The organism is Spartinivicinus poritis (assembly GCF_028858535.1).
Taxonomy (GTDB): Bacteria; Pseudomonadota; Gammaproteobacteria; order Pseudomonadales; family Zooshikellaceae; genus Spartinivicinus; species Spartinivicinus poritis.
This window is the reverse complement of the sequence record NZ_JAPMOU010000001.1, coordinates 1-17,061: the sequence shown is the minus strand read 5'-3', so window position 1 is coordinate 17,061 and position 17,061 is coordinate 1. Positions and strand designations below refer to the sequence as shown.

Here is a 17,061-nt window from a genome sequence, read left to right as displayed (position 1 = left end):
GTACAAGCTATATGAAAAATCAGCAACATGTTTTTGATGTCATCGTTATAGGGGCGGGGCCTTCAGGGGCGGTCGTGAGCTCAATATTAAACCAGCAGGGGTTATCAGTACTGGTGGTTGAGAAAGCGCTTTTTCCTCGGTTTAGCATTGGTGAAAGCCTGTTACCTCAAGCCATGACTTATCTGGAAGCGGCCAATTTATTGCAACCAGTGGTTGAGGCTGGTTTTCAATATAAAAATGGTGCTGTATTTCGTCGTGCTAGTCGGTGTACTCACTTTGACTTTAGGGAAAAGTTTTCTTCTGGATGGGGGACCACCTACCAAGTTAAACGAGCAGCCTTTGATAAGGTATTAGCCGATGCGGCTGAGCAACAAGGAGTGCAGATTAAATATGGTTATACGGTAACTGCAGTTAACTTTTTAGCAGAAGCAGTAGAGGTGTGCTGTGTTGATGAGCAAGGTAATGCTTACCGCTTTTATAGCCAGTTTTTAGCAGATGCCAGCGGGTTTGGTCGGGTATTGCCGCGTTTGCTTGATTTAGAAACCCCTTCTTGTTTCCCCGTTAGGCAATCACTGTTTACCCATATTAAGGATAATATTGTCGATGAGAATTTTGATCGTAATAAAATCCTCATCACTATTCATCCTGAGCATCAGGATGTGTGGTATTGGTTAATTCCTTTTTCAGACGGTACCTCATCTATTGGTGTGGTAGTACCACCAAGGTTAGTGAATGACGATGAGGATAATACCCGTCAATTGCAACAGTTTATCAGTGAAGCGACAGAGTTAGCCCAGCTGACAGCCAATGCCGAGTTTATAAATCCAGCTCAAAAAATTGTTGGTTATTCTGCAAATGTCTCCAAACTGTGGGGAGATCGGTTTGTCTTATTGGGTAATGCAGCAGAGTTTTTAGATCCGGTATTTTCGTCTGGAGTCACCATTGCATTAAAGTCGGCTCATTTAGCAGCAGGGTTGATTGTTAAACAAGTAGCGGGTGAAGCGGTTGATTGGCAAACGAGCTATCATCAACCCTTAATGCAGGGGATTGATACTTTTCGTTGTTTTGTTGAATCCTGGTACGATGGTTCGTTGCAGAATATTTTATTCTTTGAGCAAAAAGAGCAAGGGGTGGAGCGCATGATTTGTTCGATTTTAGCTGGTTATGCCTGGGATGAAACCAACCCTTATGTAGCAGATTGCAATCGACGGCTTAATGTATTAAAGGAGCTGTGTAGTTGATCCAGGCGATTTTGAAAAAACAAGTGTGGTTAAAAACATTCCTGGTTATTATCGGGTGTAGCTGTTTGTTGGCTGGTTGTGGCTTTCGCACCATTGATCAGACAGTGAATGGCGAGTCTGTTCATTCATCTGCAATACCGTTACCCAAGGTGCAAGCACTAGGGAAAGGTTTTTCTGCTACTCAGGAATTGGTTGGTAATTTTCAAGGCAAGGAAAACCAGTTGTTATTTCAGTTGGAGTCTGATGGCGCTAAATTGGTTATGGTAGGTTTAACCAATATAGGCCATCGGCTGATAACCTTAGAATACCAACAAGAAAAGCTAAGTGCAGAATTAAGCCCATTATTACCTAAGCAGCTAAAAGCCTCCTATTTATTAAGCGACTTTTTATTAGCATTTGCCAATGTTAAGGCTATCGAGTCAGCTTTTAACGATACTGCTTATCGAATAACTGAAACTATTCAAGGCGATATCCACACAAGAATTATTTATAATAAATCCAAACCTATTATTGAAATTAAGTATGACCATGCAGACCCCTGGCGCGCTACAGTACAACTTAAGCACCTGATTTATGGTTATAGCCTACAGATTAAGACTATTGAAAAGCAGTTATTATGAAAGGAAGTCATTTAAATAGGTCGTTATGAAAATACCCGTTCAACTTTCAGCGCTTGGGATGGTTTGTCCGCTAGGCAGTGACCCGCAAACCATTTTACAGGGGTTAGTTACAGGCTCACAACAAGGAATGCAGTCTCGGAATGATTTTATTCCCGAAAAGCCTGTTATTGTTGGTGTGGTTCAAGATACTTTACCTGAGCTGGGTAAAGAGTGGCAGCGTTATCAATGCCGGAATAACCAGTTGTTATTGGCTGCTTACCAACAAATTGCTGATCAAGTAGAAACATACATCAAACAATATGGCAAAGAGCGGATTGGTTTGGTACTGGGAACCAGCACCTCTGGAATTGATGAGGGAGAGCTGGCTGCACGTCATAAGTTGGAGCATCAGCAGTTTCCGGAAAGTTATCATTACCTGCAGCAGGAAATTGGTGGCAGTACGGAGTTTTTAGCCAATTATTTAGGCTTGGAGGGCGTGGCTTACACTATTTCCACTGCTTGTTCATCCAGTGCCAAAGCCTTGGCATCGGCTCGTCAGCTATTACAAGCAGATATCTGTGATGTTGTTATTGCGGGCGGGGTCGATACCTTGTGTCGATTAACCTTAAATGGGTTTGACTCACTGGAATCCGTATCTGATAGCATTTGTAATCCATTTAGTGCTAACCGCAATGGCATTAATATTGGTGAAGGAGCTGCCTTGTTTGTGGTTACTCGGGAACCCGGTGGAATACAACTATTGGGTATTGGTGAGTCCTCCGATGCTTATCATATGTCTGCTCCACACCCAACAGGTCAGGGTGCTGAGCAGGCAATGCAACAGGCACTAGTGGATGCAGAGTTATCTTCTGAGGCCATTGCTTATATTAATTTACATGGTACAGCCACTAAGCAAAATGATGCGATGGAAGCGCAAGCCGTTAATCGGGTATGTGGCAGTCAAACCCCTTGTAGCTCAACAAAACCACTGACTGGTCATGGCTTAGGTGTAGCTGGTGCTTTGGAAATAGGTTTTTGTTGGTTATTATTAACTGATCACAATCAATGGCATCAGCTACCACCACAAGTGTGGGATAACTGTTATGATAACGATTTGCCTGCTTTAGCGTTAGTTAAGCTAGGGCAACAGTTTTCCCAAACAGTCTCTACAGCTGCTAAGGACAGTTGCAATTTAATGAGTAATTCTTTTGCATTTGGCGGTAATAATATCAGTGTGGTGATTGGCAAGGCGGTAGATGGCGTGATAGATAATGTGGTAGATAAATAGTATGAGTAATGCACAACCCAATTGGCAGCCAGAGGAGTTATTACCCCATGATCATCCCATGATTTTATTGGGTCGGGTGGAAGATTATGGTGCTGATTTTGTTGCAGCAAGCTTTACTGTTAATAAACAATCTTATTTTTTAAACCATCAGCAACAGCTAATACCTATTTGGTTTGGTTTAGAATATATGGCTCAAACGATCGGTTTATTTGCAGGTATTCAGCATAAACTAGCTAATGAGCCAGTAAAAATAGGGTTTCTATTAGGTACACGACGCTATACGTGTTTGGCTGATGCATTATTAATGAGTCATACTTATCAGGTGAGAGCAAGCAAAAAATATGAAGATGAAGGGTTAAGCGTTTTTGATTGTGCTATTTATCACCCGGAATTAGTTGCTGAAGCCAGTATAAATGTATTTCAGCCAAATGACTCTGCAGAATTTTTTAAACAATTATGAATAATAGCAATAAACGAATTTTAATTACTGGCTCCAGCCGTGGTATTGGTAAAGCAATTGCGCTGCGTTTGGCTGAGTCAGGCTATCAAGTTGTGGTGCATTATCGTCAGGGGCAGCAACAGGCAGAATCTGTCGTCAGCCAATTAACTGAAGCTGGACTAAGTGCAACATTGCTTCAGTTTGATATTAGCGACCGGGATCAGTGTGAAGCGGTATTAACCGAAGATATTAGCCTGCATGGGGTTTATTATGGCGTGGTGTGTAACGCCGGTTTAACGGCAGATAATGCCTTTCCTGCCATGACAGACAGTGATTGGGATCAGGTTATCCATACCAATCTTGATGGCTTTTATAATGTACTGAAACCCTTAACCATGCCGATGGTTCAGAACAGAAAGCCTGGACGCATTGTCACCATGGCTTCAGTTTCAGGATTAATTGGTAATCGAGGGCAGGTGAATTATAGTGCAGCAAAAGCGGGTATTATAGGTGCCACTAAAGCATTGGCTATTGAATTAGCTAAGCGAAAAATTACGGTTAATTGTGTAGCGCCTGGTTTAATTGATACTGATATGACAGATGATTTGCCTGTTACTGAAATTGTTAAGCAAATTCCTGCTCGCCGGGTGGGTAAACCTGAAGAGGTGGCGTCATTGGTGAATTATTTAATGTCAGAAGATGCGGCCTATATTACCCGACAAGTGATTTCTGTTAATGGAGGGTTATGCTAATGCGTCGTGTGGTAGTGACAGGCATGTCCTGTATTACCGGAATTGGCCAGAGCTGGGAGCAGGTGCAGGCTAATTTAAAAGCCAAGCAAAGCAGCATTACCCGAATGGAAGACTGGGAGCGGTTTGAAGGTATGCATACCCGACTGGCGGGGCCAGTACCTGACTTTTCTGCCCCTTCCCATTATTCGCGCAAAAAAATTCGCAGTATGGGGCGAGTGAGTTTAATGGCTACTCGTGCCACAGAGTTGGCGTTAGAAAATGCCGGTTTATTAGATGATCCTAGAATTCGCCTAGGTTCCATGGGCGTTGCTTACGGCTCTTCGGTTGGGAGCACTGAACCATTGGGTGCGTTTGGTTCAATGATTACGGAAGGTAGTTGTAAAGGGGTAACGGCTACCAGCTATATCCAAATGATGAGTCATACGGCAGCAGTTAATATTGGTTTATTTTTTGGATTAACCGGACGGCTTATTCCTACCAGTAGTGCATGTACCTCAGGTAGCCAGGCTATCGGTTTTGCCTATGAAGCCATTAAATACGGTATGCAAGATATGATGGTAGCGGGTGGAGCAGAAGAGCTTTGCCCAACGGAAGCTATGGTATTTGATACACTATTTGCTACCAGCACTAAAAATGATACCCCGGAATTAACCCCACGTCCGTTCGACAAAGCCCGTGATGGATTGGTCATTGGTGAAGGAGCTGGCACGCTAATTCTTGAAGAATTAGAACATGCAATTGCTAGAGGGGCGCCTATCTATGCTGAAATTGTCGGGTTTGGCTCCAATACTGATGGTGCCCATGTTACCCAGCCGAATGCTGAAACCATGGCTATTGCAATGGAGCTGGCGCTAAAAGATGCTGAGTTAGCACCCGAAGCCATTGGTTATGTCAGTGCTCATGGTACTGCCACTGATCGTGGCGATATTGCAGAAACCCAAGCAACTGAGCAAGTATACGGCAATATCATGCCAATCAGTTCTCAAAAAAGCTATTTGGGGCATACTCTCGGGGCCTGTGGAGCAATTGAAGCCTGGTTATCCATTGAAATGATGAATAATAACTGGTTTGCCCCTACCATTAATCTAACCGAAGTAGACGACCAGTGTGGTGAGCTTGATTATATTATGGGTGAAGGCCGCGAGTTGAACTGTGAATATATCACCAGCAATAATTTTGCTTTTGGTGGAGTAAATACCTCGTTAATTTTTAAGCGCTGGGATTAAACCTTTTTAGCGCTAGTTAGTTATTTTTACTAAGAGCAGGTTGTTGAAAACGAAGGATACTCTGAGGTAACAGTAGTTGGAGGAAGCTTACCTCAGAAAGGTTTGTCTGATTGAAAGCCAAATGCTTTTTTAAGGTTACTAAAGCTGATTCTTGCAAAGGGGCTAGTTTATATCCTATTTTAGATTGTTGCTATGTGATGTCAGTACTTCTATATTATTCATAGTTAGTGTTAGCAGGTCTTAAGATGTAGATGAAAATAGTAATGCTCTGGTTTACTCTTTTTCTTAGTCATTTCCTATATGCTAAGGAAAAAGTAACGGCTTATACTTACTATGATTTTCAGCCATTTGTTATTGATACTAAACAGCAAACAGGGCTAATCTACGATTTTGCATCGCTATTAAGCAAACTATCTCATGGCAAATACCACTTTTCAGTAAGGTATATTCCAAGAAAACGTTTGGATAAACACTTAATGACAGGAAACTATGAAATTGTCATTTTTGCGTATCCATTATGGTTTGGAGATGGTGAAAAAATAAAATACCTATGGTCAGATCCCATTATACCAGATGAAAACGCTATTATATCGCATAAAAGTAAGCCATTTGAGTTTGAGAGTATGGAGTCTTTTAGGGGGGTATCTATTATTGGTATTCTTGGGCATCGTTTTTTTTCAGATAAAGATTATAAATATTATGATATAAATGTTATTGCCGAAGCGCCAAACTGGCCGGCAGCAATTAAAATGGTTAACTCCAATAGAGCTGATATCGGTATAATGTCTATGGCATCAACTAAGTACTTATTAAAAGAGATGAATGTGCCTAACATCTATTTATCTAAAAAACCACCCTACACCTTTGGGCATTGTATATTTACCAATCCACAGCTTAAGAAGTTACACCAATTTATTTTAGATGTAACAAAGAATATTAAAGAAAATAATGAGTGGAATAAAATACTAAAAAAATATCATCTTAGTAGTTAAAGCTAACTACTTTCTATGAAAACAGGTTAAGCCAAATATTTATTACATAGCAAAGGCTCTCATGCCCTAGCTACAGGACATCTTGTTACTCCATATCTGCAAAGTTTTGCGACAGCCTCTTTAAGATGGTGGGTTATTTACTTTTTGTTATCAATATAAGAATAGCTATGCATACAACAGAAATGGTTAACACCGCGATAGGCAGCGTTAGTAGGCTGCTTTTTGCAAAGTGGCCGCTCAATGAAACACCGATGCCTGTCAGTAGTAAATTATTTGTATTCATCAACCCTGCGCCATTGGCCTTATCCTCAACACAAGTCATTGCAAGGGTTGTAGCATTAGGCAGGATTAGCGCTACGCCTATAAATAAGAAAAATGCTGGTACAAATAAACTGAAGGTATTTATAAAAGTTGCTTTAAACAGAGTAAATAAAATGATACTGCTGCTAAGTAGAATCATGATACCAAGCATCAGAATTTTTCTACCACAATATTTAAGGCTGGCTTTGCCGGATAAATAAGAACCGATGAGTAGCCCTACTGATGTAATAATGCTGAGTAGTCCAAAATGTTGCGGACTCATTTTAATAACAGTAATAGATAAAAAGGGAGAAAGGCTATTAAAAATATAGACAGTTGCAGTGCCCGCAGTTGCTAATAAAGTAAAAGCTAAATAGTTAGGGCTTTTAAATGCGTTTACTATCCCTTTTATGTTGCTTGATATTTGAATTGGCTTATACTGGCTTTCAGGCAGTGTTTCATTCAACTGGCTGTAAGTAGCAACTACAATAAAAACAATATAAACACTCGCAATTTGCATAGTGCTTTGCCAACCGTAATGTGTCGTTAAAAAGCCGCCAATAGCGATAGCAACACAAGGCATAAGAGCAAAAATAAGAAATAGGGTAGACAGTTTTTTTCTGGCATTTTGCTCATCATAACAGTCTGATAACACGGTCAGGGATACAACGGGCCCACATGCACCACCAAAAGCAATGATTATCCGGGCAATTACCAGCCCTGCAAAGCTGCTTTCCATAATGGCTATAAATTGAATTAAGCTGCCTATCAACGCAATGACTAAGCCTGTTAGTGCGGCCTTTTTACGCCCATACCGATTAGCCAAAACTCCATAAGGTAATTGCCCTATGGCATATCCCAGTAAAAATGCTGTTACCAGCCAGGTGGATTGAGTTGGCTTAATTTGAAAGGCTTCACTGATCTCTGGTAATGCTGGGGTAATAACAATGGCTACCAAAGAGGCAAAGCTCATGAGTAACATAAGTAAATAGATGGGAGGGGAATATAGCTTTTCGCTCTGTACGGCAGTGCTCATGACTTCAACTAACTTTTGTAAGGGGAAAAGCTAAAGTATATTGATTGACTAAATTTAATAAATGTGTTTATTTTTAAGTCATTGTTAAATATTTTTTAATAGTTGAGAAGGCAAGTCGGTGGTTACTGCAATCCCATACATGATGACTTTTATCGAAGTGGTTGAAAAACAAAGCTTCAGTCGTGCGGCTGGGAAGCTTGATCTATCCGCAGCCGCTGTCAGTATCCAGATGAAGAAGCTTGAACAAGAGCTTGGCTTTTCACTACTGCAACGATCTACTCGTACACTAAAATTGACTGAGCAAGGGGCTCGGTTCTATGAACACTGCAAAGAGCTGCAAGCTTTATTGGCCGTTACGGAGTCATTTGCTGATCGAGTCCATCAAGAGCCTGAAGGTAAGCTGCGAGTTGTATCGTCTATTTATACTGGGCATCGTTATTTAATTGAGCACTTATCAGAGTTTTATCAGCGCTATCCTAAGATACAGCTTGATGTAGAAATATCTGATCGTATTCCAGATTTCAGTCGCCAAGAAGTGGATATATTAGTCGGGTTTAGCAACCGTTATAAAGAATTGCCTGGTGACTTATATTGTCGGCGATTACTATCAGTTTCTGCCTTGTTTTCAGCATCCCCCACTTACCTGAAAAAGTTTGGAACACCTGAGTCTTTAGGTGACTTAAAGCATCACGAGTTTATCTATCATAAAACCCGCTCGCCACAACAGACACTAAAGTTTTTTGCTGATATTGAAACGATAATTCCTCCTGCAAAAATAACCTTTAACTCCGTGGATGCTGTTATTTCTGCTGGTTTACAAGGGCTGGGAATCATTGACTGTCCGGAGTTAATATGTAGACCTTATTTAAAGTCCGGGCGATTGATTGCTTTATTTGAGGATGTTTTTACTAAAAAAATGGAGGGGTATTTATTTTACGATAAGAAGAATGCGATGCTGCCAAAGTTTAGGGCGTTTATTGACTTTATGGTAGAAAAGACAAAGCACTTACGTGAAGAGTCGTAACTGCTCCTAACTATACTCTTCACGAATAATTTTTATACCCCTTTATTTTTACATCTAAAAATGATCCATGATAGGTATATCTATTCAGACAAGTTTGTTGCCTAAGGCTATTTCATCTACTTTTTAAGTAAGTAAAAGAGTAGTAATTAGGGATAGTTAATACCAACTTTCAATCAAGCGGGCAACATAAAGAAAACTATGAAAAAAATACTCCTCTTGTTAATGGTGCTTAGTTTAAGTGCTTGTCGAACAACAGCCATTCATAATATTGAACAACAGTTACTTCCTTCTCGGTTAGATGGTCAGGCTTACGAATTGAGAGAGGTAAAAGCGGCTGTGATGAAAGCATGTCAATTAAAAGGCTGGGTGCCACGGGTACAGGACGATGGCAGTGTTTTAGCCAGTATACTGGTTAGAGGGACTCATGAAGCCACAGTCAAAATTAGCTATGATCAACGCTACCTCAATATAACCTATGTTGATAGTCAAAATTTGCTGTATTCTGATGGAAAAATTCACCGAAATTATAATCGGCGGATAAATAATTTATATACGACGATTACGCAGCAGTTGAAGATGGAGAGTTAATGTATATTTTTATTGGTAGTGTAACAATTATGAGTGGATAGGTTACTGGGTATTAATAGATTACTAGGAATTAAAGGTCCACTCATAGCTGAGTGGACAGCTTATTTTTCTTATCTGGCAAGTTTTACCACGGTTCCTTTTAAAGTAACGCCTGCGATGAGTGCGCCTGCGCCACACTCAAATTCAGTCGTGCTGGAGATTTCATTTTTCTTATAATAAGACTTGATATTAACAACCGCATTACCACCTTCTTGTAAAGCTCGTTGTTGCAGAGAAATTAATGCTGACAAAATCACCCACTGACAGGCTTCTTTATCTGATTTATTAAACGCATTGGTTTTTTTATTCGACATATACTCCCCAAGAGTTTTCAGTACTCTAGGGGTAGGCTGATTACCAAAGTATAATGGTACGTTAGGTAGTAATTTTTCTTTGGCAGCAGGCTTACTTAATGCTTCTTGAATTGAATGCATTACCCTTGTATCACGTGCTTCAACAGAGGTGATAGAAAGAGCAGAAAAAGCAAGCAGGGTGCAAAGTGCTTTTAGTTTCATAGGGTTATATCCTATATTAATAAATTCCAATATAGAGGTAAGCCAAAGATTCTACTGTCACAAAAATCGAGATGAACTTCAAGGTACAAATTTGAGGTACAAAAACTACCTCTCAGTTATACCACTTTAATTGAGCTTGTGTTTCTTTGCTGAGTGGACCAAGTTTGGTGGATTGGTTAATGAGGGTGATATTAGTTAACGGGATTTATTTTTTGATACAAATTATTTAAAGCAGCATTGTTCCTATAAAGGCAATCTAATAAGATAGTCATCCTAATATGTAACTTCATGAAGGGAATACAATGTTTGAATTATTTCAACACTCTCTAAGCGTATTTTTAGCTTTTTTAGCCATTATGAACCCTATTGCAAACACAGCTGTTTTTGTAAGTTTAACTGGTAAAGAAGACAGGTCATTTCAGATCACAATTGCTACAAGAGCGCTTATTATTTCATTTTTTATTATTCTCGTCTTTGCTATTTTGGGTAAAACTATTTTTCATCTATTTGGTATTTCACTGCCAGCACTGAGAATTGCAGGAGGGGTGCTAGTTTTTATCGTGGGCTACCAAATGCTGCATGGAAAAAGCTCTAGTATGCATAAACCCCAAGAAACACATGATAGTGATATATCAGTTTCCCCCTTAGCTGTACCAATCTTAGCTGGCCCTGGTACCATTGCAACAGCTATGAATTATTCAGCAACAGGACAACTAATAGAAATCATCATTACGGTTGTAACATTTGGCATACTTTGCATGGTTACTTTTTTGAGCTTTATTTTTGGTCAAAAAATAGTCGATTTTATTGGTGAAAGTGGTCTAAGTATTGTTACACGACTAATGGGATTAATTTTGTCTGTAATAGGTACTCAAATGCTAATTATAGGAGCTTTTGGAGCAATAAAAGCTTTTGGATAGTGAGTGACAGTTGGTAACAAAATCTAAAAATCATTTGTGAAGAGTATAAGAGTACTAGTTTAATAGGTATATACTCATTATGAGGGAAATTTATTGTGGTGTTATAATTGTTACAATAATTTTAACATAATTATAAGTTAGGGATAACGATGGGGCTTTCAATTGAAACAGACACCTTTTCAAATCAAGACTTTGTGCTTTTTGAACAAAAGGTTCGTGATGACTTAGATGTGCTTAAAAAGCTACTAGCAGATCCTGATTTTGGGGTAGGTCAAGCATCATTGGGGGCAGAAGTAGAGTTTTATATTGTTGATCACCAACACAAGCTCTTGCCTATTAATATGGAAATTAATGCTTTACTTCAAGACCCGCAATTAACGGTAGAGCTTAACCGTTTTAATTTAGAGTATAACCTAAGCCCGCAGCCTTATTGTGGTGCTCCTTTTATGGCGATTGAACAGGAGCTGAATACTGCAATAAAGAAAATTGACGAAGCGGCAACACTGCATAGGGGGCAAGTTATACCAATAGGTATTCTGCCAACATTAACTAAAAAAGATTTTGATGATCAAACAATGACCGATATTCCAAGGTATCGGGCACTTTCCCATGCTTTGTGTAAAATGCGTGGTGGTCCTTTTAAGATTGCAATTGATGGCAAGGAACCTCTTGAACTAGAGACCAATGATGTGACGTTAGAAGGAGCAAGTACTTCTTTTCAGATCCACTGGCGGGTACCTACAAGTCAATATGCAGATTATTTTAATGCGGTTCAGTTAGTAACACCTGTTGTTTTAGCTTTATCTTCGAACTCACCTAGTTTATTTGGCCATCATTTGTGGGCTGAAACGCGTATTGCTTTGTTTAAGCAGTCTATCGATAGTCGTTCATCCCATGAACAAAGTTGGCGTCATCCGCCGCGAGTGTTTTTTGGTAATGGTTGGGTAAGAGAAAGTGCTTGGGAATTATTTGCTGCATCAGCAGCATTATTCCCACCAATTATCCCAGTGATAGGTGATGAAAATCCTCATGCGTGTTTTGCTGCCGGGAAAACACCTAAATTAGAAGAGTTACGACTTCATCAAGGTACAACGTGGCAGTGGAATCGAGCAATATATGATGATGTTGATGGTGGGCATTTGCGTATCGAAATGCGCTCTTTGCCAGCTGGACCAACGTTAATAGATATGAGTGCAAATGCACTGTTTGCCATAGGCTGTGCTATGGCTGTTTTACCTGATATTAAACATTTAACTTCTGTCTTACCATTTAATTATGCTGAACATAATTTTTATCGAGCAGCAAAATATGGCATGGATGCGCGTTTGGTTTGGCCTGCAAAAACACAGGTTCATCTGCATGAAGAGTCAGTATTGCATATAGCCAAGCACTTGCTACCAAAAGCGTTTCATGCACTGGAGACAACTGAACTATGTCATACTGAAATAAAGCGGTTGATGAATGTTATTCAAGGGCGTATTGAACAACGCATTTGTGGTGCAAAATGGCAACGATTAGTGACTAATCATTTATTAAAGTCCAACAACAGAGAAGAAGCATTTGCGGAAATGTTAACTCGCTATATTCAAGGCTATCGGAGTGGCAAGCCAGTTTGTGAATGGAGTATTTCACCATGAATAAAAGCATGTCATCATTAATAAATGTATGGATTCAGCCTGGCCCTGACGATATTGGTCATTCCATTGATGAGTTTCTTTCACGTTTAAAGCAGCCAACTATTATTCAATTAGCAGGATTGGATGCTAGCCGTACTAGAGTTATATCCACACTACTGCATGGTAATGAGCCTTCAGGTTTACATGCAGTGTTTAACTGGCTCAAGTCGGGGAAACAGCCAGCTGTAAACACTGTATTTTTTATTGGGGCTGTAGCGGCAGCACTGGAGCATCCAAGATTTTTCTATCGTCATTTACCAAGTGAGAGGGATTTGAACCGTTGTTTTAAGGAGCCTTTTGAGGACTATCCTGGGCTCGTGGCAAAATCATTTCTAGACTTTTTAAAGGAAGAGCAGCCAGAGTGCTTAATTGATATTCATAATACATCAGGCTCTGGGCCTGCTTTTGCAGTGAGTATTTGTAATGACTTAGCTCATCAGGCACTAGTTTCTCATTTTGTTGACCGGTTGATTGTCACTAATCTACGCTTGGGTTCACTAATGGAGCTATCTGAACAAGATGTGCCGACGATTACGGTTGAGTGTGGGGGAACACAAGACGAACAAGCACACTTATTGGCCATAGAGTCTGTTGATCGTTTTTTGTTGCTTGATGATGTATTTCAATATCCTGCTACAGATCGAGAATTAGAAATACTCTACAACCCTGTTCGAGTAGAGTTGAAGCCAGATGTAACGATTGCTTATAACATAGCGCCTGTTGAGGGTGTGGATATTACCTTACCACTGAATATTGAGCATTTAAATTTTGGCGTTGTTGATACTGATATTCAATTAGGTTGGTTAGGGGAGAGGGGAATAGACTGCTTTCAAGTAGTTTCTCATGAGGGTAAAGATATTTCTCAAGAGCTGTTGCGAGTGGAGGGTAATCAACTATTTCCCAAACAGCCAGTGAAAGCCTTTATGATAACGACTAATCCAATCATAGCCAAAAGTGACTGCTTATTTTATGCGGTTACTTGCCAAGGTTAAGTGTAATGATAACAGTGGCTAGCAAAGCGTATAATTTTAGCTTTTTACAGTGTTGTATGCTCAAAGCGAAGGGTTATTTAGGCGAGACCACCGAGAGATGAAGCCCTAGGGGTATAAAAATCATTCGCGAAGAGTATAGTTTAGATGAGGCCGTTTTGAATAAAGCAGCTAACACAGTTGACCGAAGTCGAGTAGATATTTGGATTTGCCAGTCAGTACAAACAGCGCATGTAGTTCCTGGTGAGTGGTTAAATAATGAAGAGTCAGCACGATTAACCCGTTATCGCTCAGTTGTAAAACAGCAACAGTTTTTAGCTGCTCGGGTATTTTTAAAAAAAACGCTTAGTTATTATGTACCACTAAAGCCTAACCAGTGGCAGTTTGCTGTAGGAAAATATGGTAAACCAGTTATTGATTGGTGTGCGAGTGGCTTGCCGGAAGATCCTCAACTGTCTTTTAATCTTTCCCACAGCAGTGATTGTTTAGCTTTGCTGGTTTCCTTGCAGAATCCAGTTGGTATTGATATTGAGTCACTTAACCGACCCAGGCCTTGGCCTAAATTGGCCAAGCGGGTGTGTACTGATCAAGAACAAAGGGATTTAGCTCAGCTGCCGGAAGCGCTGCAATTCAGTCATTTCATCAAGTTATGGGCGCATAAAGAAGCGGTACTAAAAGCGATGGGGGTAGGGATAAATAGTCAGTGGCCGATGAGTAGTCTGGGGTTTGGTTTAACTAATACAGAGGAACTCTGTTTTATTCCCCCTGCCAATTTCCCACATGAGCATATTGATCTTTATAGTCTTTTTCTTCATGACACTTGGTGTGCATGTGCCATACTGGATTGTGCTGATCCAGTATGGCACATCAAGCGTGACTGTGACTAGGCCACTTGTTGGTGCCAGCCCCGTTTATCTATTGAACGAATATTGTCGGCTTCTTCTATTGAAGCTAAGTAACTCATTAGCAGTTTAAGTTCTTTATCTGTTGGTTCACCATAGTAAGGGGCAACAGGGATCAGGTTGCTATACTGTCTTTCCAGTTTTTCTGGCGAGTCATCAATCACTAATACATCTTCTAGGTCGTAGCCATGCCGTTTAACTTTTTTCAGATCTTTAATGTAGTAATTGCAATCAAGCTCAGAATGGTAGTGGCTAATACAGCGGTCTCTGGCCCAGACAAACTCTAACTGATCTGCTGAGCCAAACAGGTGAGCAACTATAGTATCTGCATAAAGCTGGTTACCTGTAGTCCACACTGCAAGCTTGAAGTGTTGCTGGCAAAACGCTAGAAATTCATCAAGATAAGGACGAGTGTATATAAAGTAAGGACATGCGACAAAGGCATGGGGTAATTCCAGAGGAATCAGCTCAGCATGAATTAGCGTCTCATCAAGATCAAGAATAAGCAGCTTGTCAGACATAATTTTGCACCTCGACAGCTTACAGAGTTGCCCTTGTTAGTAAGTATAAGCAATAACAGTCAATAAATGACTTAGTTATTAGAAGAAAAAGTTCGTATGAAGAGCTGGTTTATACTAAATAATGATGTCGTAGTAGGCATATTTCATGCTGATTATGAATAATAATAATAAACCTTCTGTTGGTGGATAATTAAAAAACTTCTGCTTGCTGACTACTACACTATATATTCAATCATTCATTGTGGAAGTAAGGGGGAGACAGGATGTTAACCTTTAAGAGCATGCATCTACCTTCTTTATATTATGTGTTAAATTGGCGCCGCAAGTTGGCATTTAATGAAAAGCGAAACTTGTTGTATATTCATGACTTAGCTGAATTTAACGAAGAGTGGTTAATTTATACAAAAGTCGCCCAAAAAATACGCTGGCCAGAAAAACAACACATGGGACTACAGGTATTATTATGCTTGTTGGCAAGGGCGGCGCCTTCTAAAGGGCATGGTAGCTTTTTTAACTGTCTAGGTAGACCGCTTATCTCAGGAATGGAATTTGATGAGTCTCGATTCCAACAAATTATTTCAGCTAAAAGCTGGAATGCGTTTTTTATTGCAATGCGGTCGGCAGTAAAGCATCTTAATATTATCAAAGCAAGCTACACTACAGCAGATCTTTGTCACTTAGTGTTTCACCGAGCAGTAGAGTGGCAAGATAAAAAAAGTTTTTTATGGGATGCCAAAGATGCTTTTTCTCTAATAGCATCAGATCAGTTTTATAATGGTCGTTATCAAGTGGCATAAAATACTCTTAAATTTTCGGCCAATTCAACAACCAGGGTTGAGACAAACTGGCTAACTGTTGCTGTATAGCCTCCAGGGTAAATAGGCGACCAGTGTTGGGCATACAATGCAGTTGAACAAGTTGATTATGGTAGTGAAACTGTAAGGCGAAGGCATGTAAATAGCCGCGGTCAATATTTTCTTCAGGATTTGGGTAATACAGGCTGTCGCCAATAATAGGAGAGCCAAGGCTTTTTAGCGCTACACGAATTTGGTGGGTTTTTCCTGTATAAGGTTTGATCAAAAATAAGCGTAACCCCTTGTCGCAGCCAAAGCTAAAAAACTGGCTGATAGCAGGGTTTTCTGTTGAACGAAGCAGTTTCCAAGAGCCACGTCTTGACTTGGTCATATCGCCTTTAACCAATCCTTGTTTTTTACTAGGACGTTTATCAGCTAACGCAATATAATACTTCTCCACTTTGCGTTGTTGAAAGGCTGATGATAGCTCGCGATTAGCAGTGGTATTTTTGGCTAGAATCAATAAACCTGAGGTGATTTTATCAAGCCGATGGACTAAATATAATTGCGGCTCATTTAATCGTTGTTGTAACTTGTTAATAAAACTTATTGCTTGATCATCTTTATGTACACTCACTCCAGCAGGCTTGTTAATAACAACAAAATCTGAGTGATTGAAAATTACATCTATCATAACCAATCAATACTGTAGACAGTTTTTGGTCTTAAATTGGTAGGATTGAACCAAAAATAGAAACTGTGAGAATGCGGTTGTCGAAATCGAATTGTCACAGGAATCTATCTTTGGAAAGCATAGTAGAAACGGTTTTACGCTCAATGTCCAATGTTAATAAACCTCAACAGACATTTATTGTTGCTTTATTGACGACGCTGGTGGTCTTTCAAGGCAAAGCGACCTTTAGAAACATGAGCCGTTATAGCCAAATGAGTGAAAAACGTTTTAGCCGCTGGTATAGGCGCCAGTTTGATTTTGCCCAGTTCAATAGGGGCACATTAACTCTTGCTCTTCCTAAAAATAGTCGTATCGCGGCTATCGATGCCAGTTTTATGAACAAGTCAGGAAAGAAGACTGAAGGCTTAGGCTGGTTTTATAATGGCTCTGTTAGTCAAGCCCAACAAGGCTTGGAAGCTTCACTCCTCGCATTGATTGACCTTAAATTGAATACAGCTTTTGCTTATGATGTGCGTCAAACAATTGA

At 40.0% G+C, this 17,061-nt stretch carries 18 protein-coding genes and 1 pseudogene; 15 read left to right on the top strand and 4 right to left on the bottom strand.

Annotated elements, in window-relative coordinates; genetic code table 11:
• Positions 1 to 11: 11 nt before the first annotated feature.
• The 7 genes from ORQ98_RS00095 to ORQ98_RS00065 all read left to right on the top strand — a co-directional run bounded on the left by ORQ98_RS00095 (position 12) and on the right by ORQ98_RS00065 (position 6,537).
• A complete protein-coding gene (locus ORQ98_RS00095; RefSeq protein WP_274686727.1) occupies positions 12 to 1,241 on the top strand; it encodes an NAD(P)/FAD-dependent oxidoreductase in 1,230 nt (409 codons plus the stop codon).
• Entirely contained in the window at positions 1,238 to 1,861 is a 624-nt protein-coding gene (locus tag ORQ98_RS00090; protein WP_274686726.1) for a DUF3261 domain-containing protein, read from the top strand. The genes ORQ98_RS00095 and ORQ98_RS00090 overlap by 4 nt, the downstream gene beginning before the upstream one ends.
• A gap of 25 nt (positions 1,862 to 1,886) precedes the next feature.
• The gene (locus ORQ98_RS00085; RefSeq protein ID WP_274686725.1) at positions 1,887 to 3,128 is read left to right on the top strand and encodes a beta-ketoacyl-[acyl-carrier-protein] synthase family protein; all 1,242 of its coding nucleotides are present in this window, start codon (positions 1,887 to 1,889) and stop codon (positions 3,126 to 3,128) included.
• Position 3,129: 1 nt separating this feature from the next.
• Complete coding sequence (locus tag ORQ98_RS00080; protein ID WP_274686724.1) at positions 3,130 to 3,588, top strand: hotdog family protein; 459 nt, start codon at positions 3,130 to 3,132, stop codon at positions 3,586 to 3,588.
• Positions 3,585 to 4,319, top strand: a complete 735-nt coding sequence (gene fabG / locus ORQ98_RS00075; protein WP_274686723.1) for a 3-oxoacyl-ACP reductase FabG — start codon at positions 3,585 to 3,587, stop codon at positions 4,317 to 4,319. Before ORQ98_RS00080 ends, fabG begins: the two co-directional genes overlap by 4 nt.
• Positions 4,313 to 5,545, top strand: a complete 1,233-nt coding sequence (locus ORQ98_RS00070) for a beta-ketoacyl-ACP synthase (RefSeq protein ID WP_274686722.1) — start codon at positions 4,313 to 4,315, stop codon at positions 5,543 to 5,545. Before fabG ends, ORQ98_RS00070 begins: the two co-directional genes overlap by 7 nt.
• A 251-nt stretch (positions 5,546 to 5,796) precedes the next feature.
• Positions 5,797 to 6,537 carry a substrate-binding periplasmic protein gene (locus ORQ98_RS00065; RefSeq protein WP_274686721.1) on the top strand — a complete coding sequence of 247 codons (741 nt, stop codon included), beginning with the start codon at positions 5,797 to 5,799 and terminating at the stop codon, positions 6,535 to 6,537.
• Between the two features lie 133 nt (positions 6,538 to 6,670).
• Here the strand turns inward: ORQ98_RS00065 and ORQ98_RS00060 are convergent, their stop codons facing one another.
• Positions 6,671 to 7,873: an MFS transporter gene (locus ORQ98_RS00060; RefSeq protein ID WP_274686720.1), complete on the bottom strand. Its 1,203-nt coding sequence runs from the start codon at positions 7,871 to 7,873 to the stop codon at positions 6,671 to 6,673.
• A gap of 139 nt (positions 7,874 to 8,012) precedes the next feature.
• Here ORQ98_RS00060 and ORQ98_RS00055 point away from each other — a divergent pair, with 139 nt between their 5' ends.
• The gene (locus ORQ98_RS00055; protein ID WP_274686719.1) at positions 8,013 to 8,897 is read left to right on the top strand and encodes a LysR family transcriptional regulator; all 885 of its coding nucleotides are present in this window, start codon (positions 8,013 to 8,015) and stop codon (positions 8,895 to 8,897) included.
• Positions 8,898 to 9,095: 198 nt separating this feature from the next.
• Positions 9,096 to 9,485: a hypothetical protein gene (locus tag ORQ98_RS00050; RefSeq protein WP_274686718.1), complete on the top strand. Its 390-nt coding sequence runs from the start codon at positions 9,096 to 9,098 to the stop codon at positions 9,483 to 9,485.
• A gap of 110 nt (positions 9,486 to 9,595) precedes the next feature.
• Here the strand turns inward: ORQ98_RS00050 and ORQ98_RS00045 are convergent, their stop codons facing one another.
• Positions 9,596 to 10,039, bottom strand: coding sequence for an excinuclease ATPase subunit (locus tag ORQ98_RS00045; RefSeq protein WP_274686717.1), 444 nt, complete (start codon positions 10,037 to 10,039; stop codon positions 9,596 to 9,598).
• Between the two features lie 302 nt (positions 10,040 to 10,341).
• Here ORQ98_RS00045 and ORQ98_RS00040 point away from each other — a divergent pair, with 302 nt between their 5' ends.
• The 4 genes from ORQ98_RS00040 to ORQ98_RS00025 all read left to right on the top strand — a co-directional run bounded on the left by ORQ98_RS00040 (position 10,342) and on the right by ORQ98_RS00025 (position 14,511).
• Positions 10,342 to 10,959 (top strand): MarC family protein, encoded by a 618-nt coding sequence (locus ORQ98_RS00040; RefSeq protein WP_274686716.1) that lies wholly within the window; start codon positions 10,342 to 10,344, stop codon positions 10,957 to 10,959.
• 149 nt (positions 10,960 to 11,108) lie between these two features.
• Positions 11,109 to 12,596: a glutamate-cysteine ligase family protein gene (locus ORQ98_RS00035; protein ID WP_274686715.1), complete on the top strand. Its 1,488-nt coding sequence runs from the start codon at positions 11,109 to 11,111 to the stop codon at positions 12,594 to 12,596.
• A complete protein-coding gene (locus tag ORQ98_RS00030; RefSeq protein WP_274686714.1) occupies positions 12,593 to 13,627 on the top strand; it encodes a M14 family metallopeptidase in 1,035 nt (344 codons plus the stop codon). The genes ORQ98_RS00035 and ORQ98_RS00030 overlap by 4 nt, the downstream gene beginning before the upstream one ends.
• A gap of 155 nt (positions 13,628 to 13,782) precedes the next feature.
• Positions 13,783 to 14,511, top strand: coding sequence for a 4'-phosphopantetheinyl transferase family protein (locus ORQ98_RS00025; protein WP_274686713.1), 729 nt, complete (start codon positions 13,783 to 13,785; stop codon positions 14,509 to 14,511).
• On the opposite strand, the gene ORQ98_RS00020 is transcribed toward ORQ98_RS00025, so the two are convergent.
• Positions 14,508 to 15,047 (bottom strand): HAD family hydrolase, encoded by a 540-nt coding sequence (locus ORQ98_RS00020; protein ID WP_274686712.1) that lies wholly within the window; start codon positions 15,045 to 15,047, stop codon positions 14,508 to 14,510. The two genes, ORQ98_RS00025 and ORQ98_RS00020, sit on opposite strands and share 4 nt — an antisense overlap.
• Positions 15,048 to 15,310: 263 nt before the next feature.
• Here ORQ98_RS00020 and ORQ98_RS00015 point away from each other — a divergent pair, with 263 nt between their 5' ends.
• On the top strand, positions 15,311 to 15,844 hold the full coding sequence (locus ORQ98_RS00015; RefSeq protein ID WP_274686711.1) for a hypothetical protein: 534 nt from the start codon (positions 15,311 to 15,313) through the stop codon (positions 15,842 to 15,844).
• Positions 15,845 to 15,851: 7 nt separating this feature from the next.
• Here ORQ98_RS00015 and ORQ98_RS00010 read toward each other — a convergent pair whose 3' ends face one another.
• Entirely contained in the window at positions 15,852 to 16,535 is a 684-nt protein-coding gene (locus tag ORQ98_RS00010; protein ID WP_274686710.1) for a TIGR01621 family pseudouridine synthase, read from the bottom strand.
• 110 nt (positions 16,536 to 16,645) lie between these two features.
• On the opposite strand from ORQ98_RS00010, the pseudogene ORQ98_RS00005 reads away from it, so the two are divergent.
• A pseudogene (locus tag ORQ98_RS00005) lies at positions 16,646 to 17,061 on the top strand (hypothetical protein); the annotation flags it as partial.

Excerpts from the sequence above, each read along its gene's own strand:
- ORQ98_RS00045 (WP_274686717.1), bottom strand. The coding sequence starts at position 10,039 with ATGAAACTAAAAGCACTTTGCACCCTGCTTGCTTTTTCTGCTCTTTCT.
- ORQ98_RS00010 (WP_274686710.1), bottom strand. The coding sequence starts at position 16,535 with ATGATAGATGTAATTTTCAATCACTCAGATTTTGTTGTTATTAACAAG.
- ORQ98_RS00030 (WP_274686714.1), top strand. The coding sequence starts at position 12,593 with ATGAATAAAAGCATGTCATCATTAATAAATGTATGGATTCAGCCTGGC.
- ORQ98_RS00065 (WP_274686721.1), top strand. The coding sequence starts at position 5,797 with ATGAAAATAGTAATGCTCTGGTTTACTCTTTTTCTTAGTCATTTCCTA.
- ORQ98_RS00050 (WP_274686718.1), top strand. The coding sequence starts at position 9,096 with ATGAAAAAAATACTCCTCTTGTTAATGGTGCTTAGTTTAAGTGCTTGT.
- ORQ98_RS00035 (WP_274686715.1), top strand. The coding sequence starts at position 11,109 with ATGGGGCTTTCAATTGAAACAGACACCTTTTCAAATCAAGACTTTGTG.
- ORQ98_RS00080 (WP_274686724.1), top strand. The coding sequence starts at position 3,130 with ATGAGTAATGCACAACCCAATTGGCAGCCAGAGGAGTTATTACCCCAT.
- ORQ98_RS00020 (WP_274686712.1), bottom strand. The coding sequence starts at position 15,047 with ATGTCTGACAAGCTGCTTATTCTTGATCTTGATGAGACGCTAATTCAT.
- ORQ98_RS00085 (WP_274686725.1), top strand. The coding sequence starts at position 1,887 with ATGAAAATACCCGTTCAACTTTCAGCGCTTGGGATGGTTTGTCCGCTA.
- ORQ98_RS00070 (WP_274686722.1), top strand. The coding sequence starts at position 4,313 with ATGCTAATGCGTCGTGTGGTAGTGACAGGCATGTCCTGTATTACCGGA.
- ORQ98_RS00015 (WP_274686711.1), top strand. The coding sequence starts at position 15,311 with ATGTTAACCTTTAAGAGCATGCATCTACCTTCTTTATATTATGTGTTA.
- ORQ98_RS00095 (WP_274686727.1), top strand. The coding sequence starts at position 12 with ATGAAAAATCAGCAACATGTTTTTGATGTCATCGTTATAGGGGCGGGG.
- ORQ98_RS00055 (WP_274686719.1), top strand. The coding sequence starts at position 8,013 with ATGATGACTTTTATCGAAGTGGTTGAAAAACAAAGCTTCAGTCGTGCG.
- ORQ98_RS00060 (WP_274686720.1), bottom strand. The coding sequence starts at position 7,873 with ATGAGCACTGCCGTACAGAGCGAAAAGCTATATTCCCCTCCCATCTAT.
- ORQ98_RS00040 (WP_274686716.1), top strand. The coding sequence starts at position 10,342 with ATGTTTGAATTATTTCAACACTCTCTAAGCGTATTTTTAGCTTTTTTA.
- fabG (WP_274686723.1), top strand. The coding sequence starts at position 3,585 with ATGAATAATAGCAATAAACGAATTTTAATTACTGGCTCCAGCCGTGGT.